Genomic DNA, 16,003 nt, shown 5'->3' on the forward strand with positions numbered 1-16,003 from the left:
CGATAAACAGGAATGTAGGTTGTGAACCCATAGCCTCCATGCGTCTATGAGTGATTGCAAGACGATTGTCACAAGCTCTGCTTACTCCCAGGGGTGCCGGTAGCTTCGAGACAGCTGCTTACTCCAAATCCGCGGCTTTCATTCTCAGCGCTCTTGTGAAGACCTTGCGCAGATTCAGCGCCCCGGCGCCCGACTGCATCGACAGCTTCAGCAGTCGGCGGTTCTGCGGAGGCCGAGACAAGGTCTTCCGATACGACGTTGGCGATGGCCTCGCGACGAACCGTCTCTAAAATCGTGCTTACCTCTTCTTCGTCCCATCCTGCCTCGACTGGGTCGGCTTTCGGGGGGAACCTTGAGCGGCGATCGAAGTGCGCATCACCCGTTCCCCGTTTGAGGATTGCCTATGACACATCCAGCGCCCACTCCATTGCTCTGTCGGTATCATCGTTCGCGCTTCTCGGTGCGAGCGCGCCACAGCTAAAGCCTCGGACAATTTGACAGCGGCCGTTCGTCTTTGCGATCAGACTGCCGAAAGTGCCGCGCTCTTCACCGGCGCTGTATTCTCGGCGGCCGACGTTTCGGGACGAGGATTCGTTGGTGGGAGTGTTGCGACGATGTGGCGAGTGACCTCGCGGACGAATTTGCCTGTAAGCCGGCTAGCGCAAGCCAGGGGATTGTAGCACTAGCGACATTGACAGGCCCGGCGCAATGACCACATAGCGATCGTCGTGCGTGCTGCGTGGCTTTACCTCTGGGCTCCCGGCCAATCGTTCGCTGGTTCTCCAAGAATTCGTGTCGTACTATCGTCTGCGGGATCGGGATCGAGCTCAATTGCGATGCGAAGACGGGCCAGTTCTGCTTCAATTGCGGCGAAGACGTCTGCATGCCGCGCGCCTCCCACCACGGCTTTGTCAACCAGTTCCTCCAGACCTATACGAACCTTAGCTTTCCAGTATTCACCCATCGTGCTTTCTCCGTCTGCTCTTCTTGTCGGATAACTCGATCCAGGTGGGCGCGTGATCACTCGTGTGCTCTCCCAGCCGCGGACTTCTTTGTCGACCCCTGCTCTGCGGAGCCGAGTAGCAACCGCGGGGCTTAGAAGGAAGTGGTCAGTACGCAGGCCTGCATCCCTGCCGAAAGCATTCCTGAAGTAGTCCCAAAACGTGTAGATTCGCTCGCCAGGATGGAGGTGCCTCAGAGCGTCCGTCCAACCTTGGTCGACGAGCTTCCGGTAGGCGTCCCGGACTTCGACACGGAAAAGGGCGTCGTCGGTCCATCGTTCCGGCTTGTATACGTCCAGCTCCGTTGGCATCACGTTGTAATCGCCGGCAAGGATAACAGGGACATCTATTTCGAGCAGTTCCGCGGCATAGGCCGATAGGCGCTCGAACCAAAGGAGCTGTTAAACTTTGGGCCGGGATAGGGATTGCCGTTTGGCAAATACAGGCAACCAATCACCATGCCACCGATCGCCGCTTCGATATACCGGCTGTGGACGTGTTCAGCATCACCAGGTAGGCCCTGGCGGGTGAGCAGCGGCTGCTCTCCCTTCGCCAGAATAGCGACACCGTTCCAGCTTTTCTGGCCGTGCCAGATTGCACCATAACCCGCCGCCTCTATTGCTTTGACCGGGAACTTGGCGTCAGGAGCTTTGAGTTCGTGGAGGCAAACGACGTCGGGCGAAGTTCTAGCCAAGTATCGAAGCAGCATATGGAGTCGACCGTTCACGCCATTTACGTTATAGGTCGCGATCTTCACCGGCTACTCCTTGCGGTGATCGCCTTTGTCGCCCTCGCCGGGCTTCGCGTCATGCTTGGCCTTACGCCGTTTGTCTGCAGACAGAGATCGGCCGACATTCACGGATTCCTTGAATGTGCCGTCTTTATCGCGGCGCACGTACCGTTTGTCGGTCCCAGTATCGATGAGTTCGCGATTGGACATCGGGTCTCTCCGGTGGTGTGTCGTGCCAAAACGCGCGAAAACGCAGAAAGTTACAAATCCATGACGGCTGTACCCGAGGAAAGCTTAACTTCGCTGCCGCCGAGGTAGACATTTGCTGTGGCACCGCTCAATTCACCAGGGAGGCTATCCATCACCCTGGTGAGGATCACGGCGGCCAGGTAAAGGTGCTCGCCTGGCATTCGCCCGCAGCGAGAAATCGGGAAAACCGCTGCGTTCACCATCTCCGTCGCGCCCGATTGGCACGCCGCGATCTCGTAAAAGAAACCAAATCGACCCGTGAAAGTTCCTTCGGTATGGCAGGGGACAAACGGGTCGAAAAGCACTATCCCGATACTCCGGACGGCAGATACTTCGTCGTCGGGGCCGCCCTTGGCGCAAAAGCAATCCGGCTCTCGCGGAAGAAGATCACGATCGCTTGGTGTCAGAGCTTTTACGCCAGAAATACGCCTTATGGAGGCTGGTACGAAGGTCTGTAGTTCGTGAGACAGAGATCACTGCTCTTGGGAACGACGAGGGACAGGGCGCAAGAAGCACACAAAAGCCGATACCGCAAATCAGTTGTCCTGGAGGGTTTCTCGGCCACCATCTAATTGGAAGAGATTCGCCGCCGGCCCTAGCAGGTTAGCAGAGAGCAGCTCCCGACATCATTATCTGCGACCGGTGCGGAGAAGTCCGTCAAGGCCGGAACATCGATTCATCTTGAGTTCGATGAACGGCCTCGGATCGAGGGATGTCTACTCTTTGATGCCCCGAATGCCTGTCGAGGCTGAGCATCATGCCCACCAGGCCTAATAGCCTGTCATCTCAAGATAACCCTGCCCTGTCGTACTGCCATCTATTTGGATCGGACCCTCCCAATAGGGTGTCGAGGTTGCCATCCATGCGTGATCGTTGAGCGCCGTTGCTCGAACATCGAGACCCCGGCTGGCAATCCTCACTCTCCACTCGACAGGCACTGATTTGCCCTCCACGTCTGCCAGGCGTAGCGGTTCCAGTGAGACGTCTTGCGATCCAAGGGGAGAGGTTTTGCCGTCGGCTTCGATCCAGTTTGCTGAGACGTAACCCTTACCGCCATCGCGTAGCCGAAATGCCATGACCCTCTCTCCGGAGGCCAGTTGCAAGGAAAACCAGTCCCAACCTGTCTGATCCGACGCCAGAGGCTGTGACGACCACTCCCTGTCAAGCCATGCTTTTCCTGTTACCTCATGGGATTCGCCGCCCAGCTCGACCCTTCCCCGAACCATATAGAAGGGCTGTGAGTAGTAGTAGCTCGCCTGGCCGGCCGCTGATTTTACCGAAAAACCCCGGTCCCCCTGAAGAACAAGCGGGCCCTGGGCGTCAAGGGCCAGTCTATAGGCGAAGTCGGCGTCTTTGGCAGTCAAATCGAGATGGTTCAGTTCATCGTCTGGCGCAGTGGATCTGCCCTTCATCTGCCAATCGTCGATCCACGCTTCGAACGGTGCGTTGCTTACCCCTGCCTGTCCAACTCCCCCCCGCGCCAATCGTTCGCCGACATAATGGCGGTCAGCTGTCGTGACGGCGGCGTGGCCGATCCAGACTTGCGGGCTCGTCCAACCCTGGCGCTCGACAGGAGCAAGCGCCGAACGGAACAACGTCCATTGCACGCCTATTTTCCATCCGTCGGTGGTCTCAAGGTTGGCGGTAACGTACCACCATTCGATGCGGAAATCGGGGTGTGCGCCATGGTCTCTCGGAAACTCTAGGAGGGCTCCCTTTTGCGGTACGGCGAAACCCTCGGCATTCGATCCAAGTCCGGCAAATCCCTGGGCTAGAAGAGAGACGGGGAACAACAGGAACACGGCTAAGATCGTGAGAAAGGTTCTTCTACCGTTCATTTGCAAACACCCTGAGGAGATCGGCCGGATCGGTCTTCGCAAGTCGCCGGATGGGTATCGCAACCGATATGGCGGCCGCGATAAATGCGATGATACCGAGCCTTAGCCAGTCCATGGGAAACAGGATCAGTGGCAGCCGCCATCCGAAGGCTTCAACATTGATGATTGCAAGCAACACCCAGGCGAGCCCCAGCCCAACTGGGATCGATGCAATGAAGACAGCAAGCCACAAAGCAAGTGTCCGGATGATCTCGACGAGCGCAAGGTCGCGGCGGCGCAGTCCCATGGCCCAAACGGGTGCGAGTTGCGGCAAGCGTTGCGAAGACAACGTCAAGAGGCTCGAAAACATCGCGAACCCGGCAACGAAAAGCGTAAGCAGGCTCAGAGCACCCGTGACGGCAAAAGTTTGTTCGAAGATCGCCGTCGATTGCCGTTTGAGGGAGACCTGGTCGACGATGTTGCTTTCCGGAAGTCCGAACTCGTCGACAAGCTTCTTTCTAACCTCCGGCACCCGACTTGGGTCCATCCGCAGACCATATCGCAATTTCGAGACGGCGGGATAGTGACGCACCAAGGCATCCAGGCCAATCATGACCTGCCCCGTCGGATTGCCGTAGTCGGAAAAGACACCGACTATCGTCGCGGCCCACCCTCCGGGAAGTTTAATCTGTTCACCGATTTCGGCTTTTCCGGAACGCCAAAGTTGCTCGTTCACCAATGCGCCGCGCCCGTCAGCAATCTCGTCCCAGGTCGTTGGCGACCCAAGGATCAATGGCCAGTGATCACGGTATGTAGGGTCGTCGACCACGCCAAAAATCTGCATCGGCTGTCCGACCACCTCTCCGTCCGTGCTCCAGATCGGGAGAACGGATTTCACCTGTCCAGGGAGCCATTGCCGTAGGCGCTCGCCTTCTGCCTCATTTCGCGCCGTGATGTAAATCTCCGCAGCAAGGCGCTGGTCGAGCCAGCCGATGAAGGTCTGGCGAAAGCTCGACACCATCGTGCCGACGCCGATGTTCGCCGCGAGAGCGAGGAGCAGCGCCATGAGCGCGAGGGAAAGACCCGGCAACTGTTGCTGCGTATCCGCCCAGAACCAGCGAACAACTACATGCTTCGACATCTTCTGCCCAAGACCGATGAGGACCGCCAAGATCGGCGGCAAGATTAGCGCGGCTCCAAGAAGGAGAGCGGCGAGCACCGCGAAGCCGGAGTAGAGGCTTCGGCCAAAGAGGATTAAAAGGCCGGAGGCCAACAGAAGAACTGCACCGATGCATGCTTGGAATGCTGCGCTTCTCGCAGAGGCACGCGCCCATGCCCTCTGCTGTGCTGCGGCGAGTATCGGCATCTTCCACACCCGCCACAGATGTTGAGCCGATGACAATGCCGTGCCTGCCAGCGCGATCGCTAGGCCCGCAAGCCACCACCCCGGTCTTAGGGAAAGCGCTCCAGGTACACTGGCTCCATAAAGACCCTGCAGGGTTGCCGCGACACCCGGCAAGAGAGCTGACGCCACAAAGTAGCCGAGCACAACGCCAATTACCCCCGCCAACAGCGCGAACGCAACGGTTTCGACAAGCAGCATTACCGTCAGCGAGCGAAGGGAGACACCGAGAGACCTCAGCGTTCGAAAAGTCATGCGGCGCTGCTCGAAGGAAAGACCGGTGGCTGAATAGACGATGAAAAGTCCCACGACGAAGGCAAGGAAACCGAAGGCCGTTAGATTGAGGTGAAAACTGTCGGTGAGGCGAGCAACGTCCGGCCGCTCGCCTGCCCCTTTAACCGAGAGTCCCGGCACAAGGCGATGGAACGGTTCAAGTCCGGCTCTCTGCGACTGAGCCACAACGATCCTGCTCAGTTCTCCCTTTCGATTCAGCAGGCGGTCGGCCACTCCGATGTCGATGAACGCAGTGCCGTCCGGCAAATCGGCGGTGGTTCTAACCTCTAGGCCGATTGGTCCTCGGAGACGTTGCGCCGTTGCAGCTGAGACCAAGAGCTGTCCTGGAGGGCCGAGGAAGCGCGCGAGCTCCGTGCCGTTTGATACCGTGGAAATCTTTCCTTCCGAGGGCATGCTCAGGGGATCGATGCCGATCAAGTGGATACGGGTCTGACCAAACCGATAGTCGCCTTCGATTATAGGGGAAACGTTCCAGCCGGCTCTCCGTAGCCTCGCGTAAGCCTCTGGGAATATCGACCCTCCATCCTCGGCGACAAGCTGGTCAAATTCATTCTGTTCAAGCACCGCGGCAGCGCGACCGTAGCTTGCCCTTGCTTCGGCATTGATTGCCTGCACCCCAGACCACAGCGCTGTTGCGAGCGCCACTCCGGCGATCAGCGTGGCGAATTGGAGGGGCCTGTATCGCCAGTGAGATAACAACGCTCGAAGAGCAACCCAACTCATGCTGCAAGCTCCCCACCGCTCAGTATGACCCGCCGGTCAAGTTTGTTGGCCAAGCGGTTGGAGTGGGTCACAAGGAGAAGGGCGATGCCCTGCGACTTTGTCAGTCGAAGCATGATGTCGAGGACGGCGTCGGCCGTGCTTTCATCGAGATTACCCGTGGGCTCGTCCGCCAGAACAAGGGCGGGCCTGGCTGCCAATGTCCGACCGATTGCTACCCTTTGCTGCTGGCCGCCGGATAGCTGTTCGGGATAGCGTCGCAGGAGCTGGTCGATCCCCAGCGCATTGGCGAGTTCTGTCTCCCAAACGGGATCATAGCGTCGAGCGAGTTCAGCATGAAACGAGATATTCGCGCTGACATCGAGACTAGGGATCAAATTGAATTGCTGGAAGATCAAACCGACTTCGGTCCGCCGAAAGTTGGCGCGGCCGGCGTCGTCCAGCTTAGTAATTTCTTGCCCTTTCACAGAGATAGTGCCACCGTCTGGCTTATCTAAGCCGCCTGCCAGATGGAGGAGTGTACTTTTTCCGCTTCCCGACTCCCCTGTGAGTGCCAGGCTCTCGCCTTTGTCCAGTTCGAGACTTACTCCTTTCAACACTGGGAGTGGTCCTTCGACCGACGGATAGGATTTGGTGACATCTGAGAGCGAGAGGATCATCAATTTTTTAATCCGGTGAACTGCATCTAAGTAGCGCACCACGCTCTGAAAGGCAGTCCGGTGGGAATCTCATTAAATATTTCGGGTGAACCTCATGGTTTTTCCGTCGTTGAGGAAATTCCCGGCATTAGTGGCTTCGCGAGCCCGCCAAATTTCATCGATCCGTCACGAAACGTGTCGGGGGGAGCGACTTAGGTTGCCAACATAAGGAGGTGGCATGAAAGAGGCCGCACCCGCTGAGAGAACGGATCACTGAGATGGCGGTGATGATCGAGGAAGGACCTCCATGTCGTTGTGCGAATAGGCTTAGCCAACAAGTTCACATGCGGCGACAACCGTCATTTTGTTGAAACTATTCATACTGATCCCCCGCTTTTCAGATTTCATGAAATCCCCTTTTCCTCACCGAGCTTGTCCACCGCGACACCGAGGGCATCGGCCAGCGCGCGCTTGCCGTTGTCCGGCATCATGACTAGGCCTGCTGCGATCCCTTCCTGCCACGACGGCCCGCGATCCCAAGCCTGCCGGTAGGCATCGGCCAACACGTCGCCCTGCTTGGTTTCCACGAGGGCTTCAGATAGCAGGGAGGCTTGCAGGAGGTCCTTGTCCCGCTTCGCACGCCCGGGTGCATCGTTGAGCCGCCTGGACGACACGATCAGTTTGTGGACGGCATATCGTTCGGGAGCGGGGACATTCACGCTCACGCCCTCCCGATGCAGTAGCACAGTCCTGACAGGCTCGTAGATGAGGTAGTCCAAGAACCGGAGGTTTTCCGCCGACGCCCCGCCGAGGGCGGGCATGGGCGAGGGCTTGCCCGTGTATTCGTCCGATCCCCGGGTGCCCGTTAGGAACTCGACGCGGTAGTTGACCGAGTTCGTGAAGGCGACCACCTTTGCCTTGTCGGCTTGGTGCGGTACTGCCTGGAAGGTCTCATCGACCGATCGCAGGACCTCGAGAATAGGCGGCAGCCTATCCTCGACACCTGACGAGATCGCGAAGTCCTGCGCGAAATCCGCATCACCTGTCTGGATGGCGGTATTGGGGAGACGGACCCCAAGCAGGCCCGAATAGCAGCCGAACGCTACCGAGCCGATGAGGACCGCTCGTAGCCGGAAGAGGCCAGCGTCGGCAAGGGCCCGCGTAACCTCACCCGCGAAGCGATCCGGCGAGGACATCCCGCCGCTACGCTGGAGCATGGCGACGAGACGCCGCCGCTCGCGGATGTCATTCTTGATTTCCTTGTGGGCCTTCACTCGCGCCGTGATCTCTGGATCATCCTCGGGGCCGACGTAGCTGCGCTTGTCTTTGCCTTCGGGAGTAGGGACATCGAAATACCAGTAATTGCGGCCCTTGACCGGAACTGTCACGAAACGACCCTCAAGAGGGAAGTCAGCTTGGAATTGGGCGTCAAATGTCCGCTGCGCGAGTTCTGCGAACGCCGTCCGATAAACCAGGTCGATTTGTTTCATCGTTCGCTCTTCCCGTTATAATGGGCTGGAGAAAACATTATAACTCTATTGCCCTTTGTCAATCGATAATAAAAAACCCCGGAAACCCGGGGTTAAGCTGCATTCTTGTTTCGATCAGATCGGCGGTTGCTCGGCCAGACTATCGGCCTGCACAGCCAAATCGATCACGTAATGCACGAGGAACGTATCGCGGGCGGCGATCCCCATTCCCTGGGCCATGCCCATGGTCGTTTCGACGCGCAACGCGAGCAGCAAGATGCGCTCCGCCGAAGGCGGCCGCTCTTACTGGCGACGCGCCCCGATCCAATCCTCACGGCTTCAAAGCGGCCAGGAGGGCCTTTGCCGTTTCGCCAGATGAGGCGGGATTCTGGCCGGTGATGAGCTGGCCATCCACGACCGTGTGGACGCCCCAGTCTTTCACCTTCGAGAAAACGGCGCCGAGACCGAGCAACTCGTCTTCCACCAGGAAGGGCACGACCTCCGTCAAGCCGACGGCCGCTTCCTCGGAATTGGTAAAGCCGGTGACCTTTCGCCCGTTTACGAAAGGTGTGCCGTCCGGGTTCTTGACGCGGTGCAGAACGCCGGGTGCGTGGCATACCAGCGCAATCGTCTTGCTCGCCGCGATGAAGGCTTCGAGTAGCTTGATCGAGTTTTCGTCCTCGGCGAGATCCCACATCGGACCGTGACCGCCGGGATAGAAGACGGTGTCGAAGTCCCTTTGGTTGACGCTGTCGAGGCGCACCGTCTCGGCGAGCTTGGCCTTGGCTTCCCGGTCTGCCTTGAAACGCCGAGTGAGGTCGGTCTCGAACATCGGTTCATCGCTCTTCGGGTCGAGCGGCGGTTGGCCGCCCTTGGGCGATGCAAGGGTGATTTCGGCCCCGGCATCCCTAAAGACGTAATAGGGAGCCGCCAGCTCTTCGAGCCAGAAGCCTGTCTTCTTGCCGGTGTTGCCGAGGGTGTCGTGCGAGGTGAGGACCATTAGGACTTTCATGGATCATATCCTTTTCACTGGAGGAGTAGATTTGAAGTCCGATCAGCCGCGTAGGCTTCTCGATGCACTGATATTGGCGTCGCAATGATATTTGGGAGATCTAGGTCTCAGAATCCAGCTATCCATCTTGATGATGGACGAAGGAGCGAGATCTTCAACGCGTTGATGGGCGGCGATAAACCGCCGCCCAGGTGACCGAAAAGGCCGGTGCGCTCTTCAGGTCTGACCGTTGCGGGCGTCAACCGACAGGCTGGCTGCGGTGCCATCCGCGCGCGCCAGGACGAAATTGTCGAAGTTGGCGATCGAGGCGCAGGAATGGTTGGGGAACACGCGCACGCGGCTGCCCAGCGGCAGGGGGCGCCCGGAATGGGGGACGAACCCGTGTTCCTCGGACAGTCGCTCGAGCGTCCACAGGCCGGTTTGGCCATCGCCTTCGGCGCTGACGACCGTGCCGAACCCTGCGCCACCCATGCCATGTGCGCCGCGATCGGAGCTCATGGACTTCGAACCAGCGTCGATGATGAAGTGCGCCTCGTTCGACGCAACGACGCGGGCGACGACTGAAAGCGCCAGGTCGTCGGCGGTACAAATGCCAAGCCGCAGGGCGGTGACGTCCAGAAAGACGTAGTTTCCGGGACGGATGCAATCGACTTCCCGGGGCAGCGGTGCACCGAGGCAAGTCGGCGTTGCGCCGACGGAAATGCAATCGACGGCGATTCCGCGTTGCCGAAGCCGCCCGGCGAGGCCGGCGAGGGCCTCGGCCTCGTCGTGGGCGATCTTGGCCAGGGCATGGGGCTGCGGAGCCGCGTAGGCATGTCCGGCGTGCGAAAGCAGTCCGGCAAATCGCAAACCCGGCGCGCCGGCGATCCTCGCGCACAGTTCAGGCGCTGCCGGGTCATCGGGTTTGAGGCCGACGCGGCCGAGGCCAACGTCGACCTTGAGAAACACGCCGATCTCGACGCCGTGCCGGTAAGCAGCCTCCGACAGCGCATCGACACCTGTTTCGCTCGCCGCAATCGTGCCCAGCTCCACGCCCCGCGCCTTGACCGCAGGCAGAAGGCGATCGAGCGACGCCGCATGGACGATGGGATAGGCCAGGATGATCGACGCAATCCCGGCTTCGGCAAAGACCAGCGCTTCGCTGGGCTTGGAGGCGGTGATACCGCGCGCACCTGCGGCTAGCTGCTGTCGGGCGATGTGGAGGCTCTTGTGCGTCTTCACATGCGGGAACATCGCCACGCCGGCTGCATCGGCGCGCTGCTGCATGGCCTTGATATTGCGGGTGAGCCGTTTCTCGTCGACCTCGATATAGGGGGTCGGTCGGTCGGCGGCCGCTGGACGCAGGAACACTGCGGCCGTGGTCCCGCTTGCGCTGTCGCGGATATCTGTCGACGCCATGCCGGCAGCGCTCGCAGCCGGTTGCGTCACTTCGAAAGTGCTCATGTTGGGATACTCTGATCTGGAACGGGGTATAGCGGCTACGTCAGGCGGTTGCGACCTGGCGCACGTAGTGGGTCGATGAGATCTGCCGCATCGGCAGTTCGCGAGGCACGAAGTCCGGCGCACGCACCGCACTCGGAATTTCGTCGGACATCGGCTGGCGCCCTTCCGGACGGCGCGTCGGATCGGCAATCGGCACGGTCGATAGAAGCTTGCGGGTATAGGGGTGCTGCGGATTGCCGAACACCGAGCGGCGATCGCCGATCTCGACGATTTCGCCGAGATACATGACCGCAACGCGGTGAGCGATGCGCTCGACCACCGCCATATCGTGGCTGATGAACAGAAGGGCGATCTGCATCTCGCGCTGCAGGTCCATGAGTAGGTTGATCACCTGCGCTTGGATCGTCACGTCGAGCGAAGCGACTGCTTCGTCGGCAACGATGAGACGCGGCTCGAGCGCAAGCGCCCGGGCGATACAGATGCGCTGCCGCTGCCCGCCGGAAAATGCATGCGGATAGCGCTCGAGATGCTCAGGCAAAAGCTCGACCTTTGCCAGAAGTTCGGCGGCGCGGGCGCGCATGTCCCCGGTCGAACCCAACTTGTGGACCCGCATCGGATCCATCAGCGATTGCTCGATCGTCATGCGCGGGTTGAGCGAAGAAAACGGATCCTGGAAGACCATCTGCGCTTCGCGCCGAAAGCGCGCAAGGACGGGGCGCGGCGCGCCGATCAGTTCGGTTCCATCAAAGCGGATGGAGCCGGAGCGCGGTCGATCGAGCTGCATGAGCGAGCGGGCGACCGTCGACTTGCCGCAGCCGGATTCACCGACCAGCGCCAGGGTCTCACCGGGAAAAATGTCGAAGGAGACGTTCTCCACCGCATGCACCCGGCCGGAGACGTGGCCGAACAGCCCGGCCTTGAGATCGAAGCGCGTCACCAGGTTTCGCACCTCGACGAGCGGGCGAGGGGATTGCGTCATATGAGCCGGCGCGTTCATTCTGTCGCCTCCGCGGGCTGCCGCTCCGGTTCGAACACCAGCAGCGGGAATTTCTCCGGCGCATCCTTGTCGGCCATGCTGCCGAGGCGCGGCACGGCGGAAATCAGGGCGCGGGTATAGGCATGCTTCGGCTTGGCGAAGATGTCGTAAACCGAGCCCGTCTCGACGATTTCACCCTTGAGCATCACGCAGACCCGGTCGGCAACCTCGGCAACGACGCCCATGTCGTGGGTAATGAACAGCACCGACATGCCGATTTCGCGCTGCAGGGCGCGAACCAGGTCGAGGATCTGCGCCTGAATGGTCACGTCGAGCGCGGTCGTCGGCTCGTCGAGGATCATCAGCGACGGGCGGCAGGCGAGCGCAATAGCGATCATGACGCGTTGGCGCATGCCGCCGGAAAGCTGGTGAGGATACTGGTCGAGCCTGCGTTCCGCATCCGGCACACGCACCAGCTTGAGGGTGTTGAGCGCGATCTGGCGCGCTTCCTTCGGTGTCTTGTTCTGGTGATGGATTACCGCTTCGGCAATCTGGTCGCCGACGGTAAAGACCGGGTTCAGGCTCGACATCGGGTCCTGGAACACGATCGAGATGTCCGCGCCACGAAGGACTTCGACCCGCTTTTCCGACAGTGTCGCGAGATTGGCGACCTTGCCGTCCTTCAAGCGCATCAGCACCCGTCCGCCGGTGATCGCCGCGCCGTCATACTCCGTCAGCCGCATGATCGTCATTGCGGTCACCGATTTGCCGGATCCGGACTCGCCGACCAGCGCAACTGTCTCGCCGCGCGCGATCCGGAAGGAGACGCCCCGCACCGCGCGCAGCTGTGAGCGCGTGCCGGCCGCGAAGGAAACCTCAAGGTCTTCCACGGATAGGATGACATCCTCGGGCAGTTCAGGGGGCGCGGATTTAGACAGGAACATCAGCACATGGACCCGATTTCGAGGGGACGTTGCCCTGTCAGGTCTCGCAACGGGGTTGCATCCTGTCAATACGCTCGGATGGTGGAAAACTCCCTGCGAGGCAGACCGTCAGTGCCTGGCCGACACGCAATCGGCTTCGGTCCGTGCTGCAAAACCGAGTGAAATCAATGTGTCACGAATGTGGCATTCGAAACTATGCGCTTTCTGCATCGTGTCGCCTGTCTTCGCATATGGCCTCGGTCGGCCGATTTGGGTCATGACGATGCCTCAGGCGGCGTCGATGCCGGCATCGAATCCGTTCTTGTATTGTGGCAATGCCGCACACTGCTTGAGATGCTGCCACAATCCATCGCTGTCGGCGCTACCGGGGCCGGCGCGCCTGAAGATGCGAATCTCCATTTCGAGCGACATCTGTTGTCCGCCGATCTGGACGAGGCGGCCTTGGCGCAGGGCTTCCGCCACACAGATCTGCGGCAGCCAGGCGACGCCACGCCCGGCGACGGCCATGTGCTTCAGGCCATCGGCGAGGCCCGACTGGTAGACGATGCTGAGATTGAGCGGCCGGCGCCAGCGCGACTGGATCAAAGTCGCCAGCTTGCCGATGTAGCCGTCGCTCCAGGAATAGGCGAGATAAGGGATCTCCGTGCTTTCTGGCCCGTCGACGTCGAACAGTGGTCGGCCGCTCTCGTCGGTTCCCGACACCAGGACAAGCCTGTCCTTGCCGATCTGCAGGGATTCGAACGGACCGCCTTCCAGCACCGGCGGGCCATCGGGATGCACGTAAGTGATGGCAAAATCGCACTGGCCCGAACACAGGTGATCGATACTTTCAAGGAAGTCGGCGGCATGCATGCTGGTGCGAAGGGGCATGCGGGAGATCAGCGGTGAGCCTATCCATCTCGGGAAGAAGTACATCGCCAGCGTATGCAGCGAAGTAAAGGTCAGCATGGCCGAGCTCTCGCCGGCGACATTGCGGCAGTCGGTGCGCAAGCGGTAGGCCTCACGCACGAGACGCTGGCAGCCCGGCAGGAACATCGTTCCCGCCCGTGTCAATTGAACGGGATAGGTGCTGCGGTCGATCAAGTCCGTGCCGATCCAGTTCTCAAGCGATTTGATGCGGCGACTGAAGGCCGGCTGCGAGATGTTGCGCGCCGTCGCCGCTGTCGAGAAATTCCGCGTGGCGGCGATTTCGAGAAAATCTTCAAGCCATTGCAGTTCCATGCCGGCCCTCATGCGTGATTTGCATAGTCTATCCTAATTACACATTGGACAGACCTGCAAGGGCTCTTCTAGCCTCCCCTATAACGAGAAGAAAACTTCCGCCTCCACCAAATGGGAACAACGATGAAACGCACCTTAGCCCTCGCTCTCTGCTTGGGGCTCGGCATTGCGGCTGCGCCCGCTATGGCCGAGACCAAGAACCCCGGCACTTTCGTTTTCATGTGGACCGACGACATCCAATCGTTCGATCCGGCCTATATCGCCAACACGCCGAGCTCCTACGGCTCGCTCAACATCTACAGCCGCCTGTTGAATTTCAACGGCTCGAAGATTTCCGAGTTCGTGCCGTCGCTCTCGACCGAAGTACCGTCGCTCGAAAACGGCCTCATCAAGCAGGCGGCCGATGGCTCGGTCAGCTACACTTTCCCGATCCGCAAAGGCGTTTCAGCCCACAAGGTCGGGATCAAGGGTGCCGACGGCAAAGTCACCTGGGAGTACTACGACAAGCTGACGGACGCCCAGAAGGCGACGATCGAGCCTGGCTACGGCCAGATCACGCCGGAGGACGTGCGCTATTCGCTGTTGCGCGCCATCCTTCAGGGGCAGTCGTGGATGTCGAACGCGATCACCGAGGTGATCACTGCCGGCAAATATACCGACATCGCCAAGTGGGTTGAGGCCGAAGGCGAGGTGAAATCCATCAACGACGCCAGCCCCGAGATCCTGCGCAAGGTCTATGACCAACTCGCGTCGCAGATCGTCGTCGATGGCGATAATGTCACGCTCAAGCTGCCCAAGTCGTTTCCGGCCACGCTTGGCGTGATCGCGCTGCCCTTCGGCACTTCGGTCGTCGACAAGGAATGGGTTGCATCGGTCGGCGGCTGGGATGGCTCGGGCGACACCTGGAAGGCCCACTACCGTCCGGAACTCGGCGCCAATCCGCTGTTTGCGGAAGAAAATGGCACCGGGCCGTTCATGCTTGAGGAGTGGGACCGGACCGACCGGCGCATCACCTTGAAGCGCTTCGACAATTACTTCATGGGCCCCGCCAAGCTTGAGCGCGTGGTCATGCGCACGGTGCCGGAATGGACGACGCGGCGCCTGCAGCTACTGTCCGGTGACGCCGATTTCGTTACCGCCCCGGTCGAGTTCATCGACGAACTCAGCAAGACCGAAGGCGTCAAGGTCATTGACGGCCTGCAGAAAGTGTTCTCGCGCGGCATCTTCTTCGCCTGGCCGCTCGACGACAACGACAATCCGGCGATCGGCAGCGGCAAGCTGGATGGCGCCGGTATTCCGCCGGACTTCTTCGCCGATATCGATGTGCGCAAGGGCTTCAACTACGCCCAGAATTACGACGCGCTCCTCACCCAGGTGCTGCTCAACAAGACCGTGCAGTCTCGTGGGCCGACGGTTCGCGGCATCATGGGTTACCGCCCAGATTCACCTGTCTACAGCTACGATCCCGCCAAGGCCGAAGAACACTTCAAGAAGGCATTTGACGGCAAGCTCTGGGATACCGGCTTTGCCTTCACCGCCTATGTGACCGAAGGCAACCCGCAGCTGACGGCGGCACTCTCGGCGCTGCAGCAGGGCCTGTCGCGCATCAATCCGAAGTTCAAGATGCAGATCCAGGCGCTGCCTTGGGCATCGGTATCGGACAAGCTCAACAACCGCGAAAAGCCGGCAGCACCCTTGACGGTGATGGGTTGGGGTCCTGACTATTCCGATCCGGGTGGTCCGCTCGGTGCCGCCAGCTACTACCTCTCGCCCACGGGTCTCGTCGGCGGCATGGTCGGCCAGGGTTACCGCGACCTGATGGCCGAAAAGTTCAAGCCACTTCTCGACGAGGCCTGGGCCTCGGTCGATCCCGCGGTGCGCGAGCCGATCTACGCCAAGCTGCAGGAAATGTCCTACGAATACGCCACCACCCAGTTTCTCTGGGAGGACTTCGGTTACGTCGTCACCCGCAGCAATATCGATGGATATGTCGACAACATGATCCTCTACGGCGCCTGGGACTTCTACCCTGTCACCAAGGCGAACGACTGATTGGCTAGGACATGCCGGGCGGCAATCCCGCCCGG

The 16,003-nt window shown here is 60.1% G+C and carries 14 protein-coding genes and 1 pseudogene; 1 reads left to right on the top strand and 14 read right to left on the bottom strand.

The genetic code is table 11. From position 1 onward, the window contains the following. Nucleotides 1–745: 745 nt before the first annotated feature. The 14 genes and pseudogenes from BLU15_RS26705 to BLU15_RS26765 all read right to left on the bottom strand — a co-directional run bounded on the left by BLU15_RS26705 (nt 746) and on the right by BLU15_RS26765 (nt 13,916). Complete coding sequence (locus BLU15_RS26705; protein ID WP_090299630.1) at nt 746–964, bottom strand: hypothetical protein; 219 nt, start codon at nt 962–964, stop codon at nt 746–748. Further along, nucleotides 957–1,758: pseudogene (gene xth, locus BLU15_RS26710) on the bottom strand (exodeoxyribonuclease III). Before xth ends, BLU15_RS26705 begins: the two are co-directional and overlap by 8 nt. Before the next feature lie 3 nt (nt 1,759–1,761). After that, nucleotides 1,762–1,941 (bottom strand): hypothetical protein, encoded by a 180-nt coding sequence (locus BLU15_RS26715; RefSeq protein ID WP_090299632.1) that lies wholly within the window; start codon nt 1,939–1,941, stop codon nt 1,762–1,764. Nucleotides 1,942–1,991: 50 nt separating this feature from the next. Beyond that, entirely contained in the window at nt 1,992–2,285 is a 294-nt protein-coding gene (locus BLU15_RS26720; protein WP_090299635.1) for a hypothetical protein, read from the bottom strand. 465 nt (nt 2,286–2,750) lie between these two features. After that, nucleotides 2,751–3,818 (bottom strand): lipocalin-like domain-containing protein, encoded by a 1,068-nt coding sequence (locus BLU15_RS26725; RefSeq protein WP_090299637.1) that lies wholly within the window; start codon nt 3,816–3,818, stop codon nt 2,751–2,753. Further along, on the bottom strand, nt 3,808–6,216 hold the full coding sequence (locus BLU15_RS26730) for an ABC transporter permease (protein ID WP_090299638.1): 2,409 nt from the start codon (nt 6,214–6,216) through the stop codon (nt 3,808–3,810). Before BLU15_RS26730 ends, BLU15_RS26725 begins: the two co-directional genes overlap by 11 nt. After that, nucleotides 6,213–6,872: an ABC transporter ATP-binding protein gene (locus BLU15_RS26735; protein ID WP_090299641.1), complete on the bottom strand. Its 660-nt coding sequence runs from the start codon at nt 6,870–6,872 to the stop codon at nt 6,213–6,215. The genes BLU15_RS26730 and BLU15_RS26735 overlap by 4 nt, the downstream gene beginning before the upstream one ends. A gap of 383 nt (nt 6,873–7,255) precedes the next feature. Continuing rightward, complete coding sequence (locus BLU15_RS26740; RefSeq protein WP_090299643.1) at nt 7,256–8,341, bottom strand: nucleotidyltransferase family protein; 1,086 nt, start codon at nt 8,339–8,341, stop codon at nt 7,256–7,258. A 114-nt stretch (nt 8,342–8,455) separates the two neighbouring features. Further along, on the bottom strand, nt 8,456–8,596 hold the full coding sequence (locus tag BLU15_RS39635; RefSeq protein ID WP_176960365.1) for a hypothetical protein: 141 nt from the start codon (nt 8,594–8,596) through the stop codon (nt 8,456–8,458). 55 nt (nt 8,597–8,651) lie between these two features. Beyond that, the gene (locus tag BLU15_RS26745; protein WP_090299646.1) at nt 8,652–9,332 is read right to left on the bottom strand and encodes a type 1 glutamine amidotransferase domain-containing protein; all 681 of its coding nucleotides are present in this window, start codon (nt 9,330–9,332) and stop codon (nt 8,652–8,654) included. A gap of 216 nt (nt 9,333–9,548) precedes the next feature. Further along, a complete protein-coding gene (locus tag BLU15_RS26750; protein ID WP_090299649.1) occupies nt 9,549–10,775 on the bottom strand; it encodes an alanine racemase in 1,227 nt (408 codons plus the stop codon). A 40-nt stretch (nt 10,776–10,815) separates the two neighbouring features. Then, nucleotides 10,816–11,772: an ABC transporter ATP-binding protein gene (locus tag BLU15_RS26755; protein ID WP_090299651.1), complete on the bottom strand. Its 957-nt coding sequence runs from the start codon at nt 11,770–11,772 to the stop codon at nt 10,816–10,818. Continuing rightward, a complete protein-coding gene (locus BLU15_RS26760; protein WP_244546824.1) occupies nt 11,769–12,641 on the bottom strand; it encodes an ABC transporter ATP-binding protein in 873 nt (290 codons plus the stop codon). The genes BLU15_RS26755 and BLU15_RS26760 overlap by 4 nt, the downstream gene beginning before the upstream one ends. 321 nt (nt 12,642–12,962) lie before the next feature. Further along, a complete protein-coding gene (locus tag BLU15_RS26765; RefSeq protein ID WP_090299657.1) occupies nt 12,963–13,916 on the bottom strand; it encodes a LysR family transcriptional regulator in 954 nt (317 codons plus the stop codon). Nucleotides 13,917–14,039: 123 nt separating this feature from the next. Here BLU15_RS26765 and BLU15_RS26770 point away from each other — a divergent pair, with 123 nt between their 5' ends. Then, the gene (locus tag BLU15_RS26770) at nt 14,040–15,968 is read left to right on the top strand and encodes an ABC transporter substrate-binding protein (RefSeq protein ID WP_090299659.1); all 1,929 of its coding nucleotides are present in this window, start codon (nt 14,040–14,042) and stop codon (nt 15,966–15,968) included. Nucleotides 15,969–16,003: the final 35 nt, after the last annotated feature.

It is taken from the genome of Ensifer sp. YR511, assembly GCF_900103045.1.
Taxonomy (GTDB): domain Bacteria; phylum Pseudomonadota; class Alphaproteobacteria; order Rhizobiales; family Rhizobiaceae; genus Ensifer; species Ensifer adhaerens.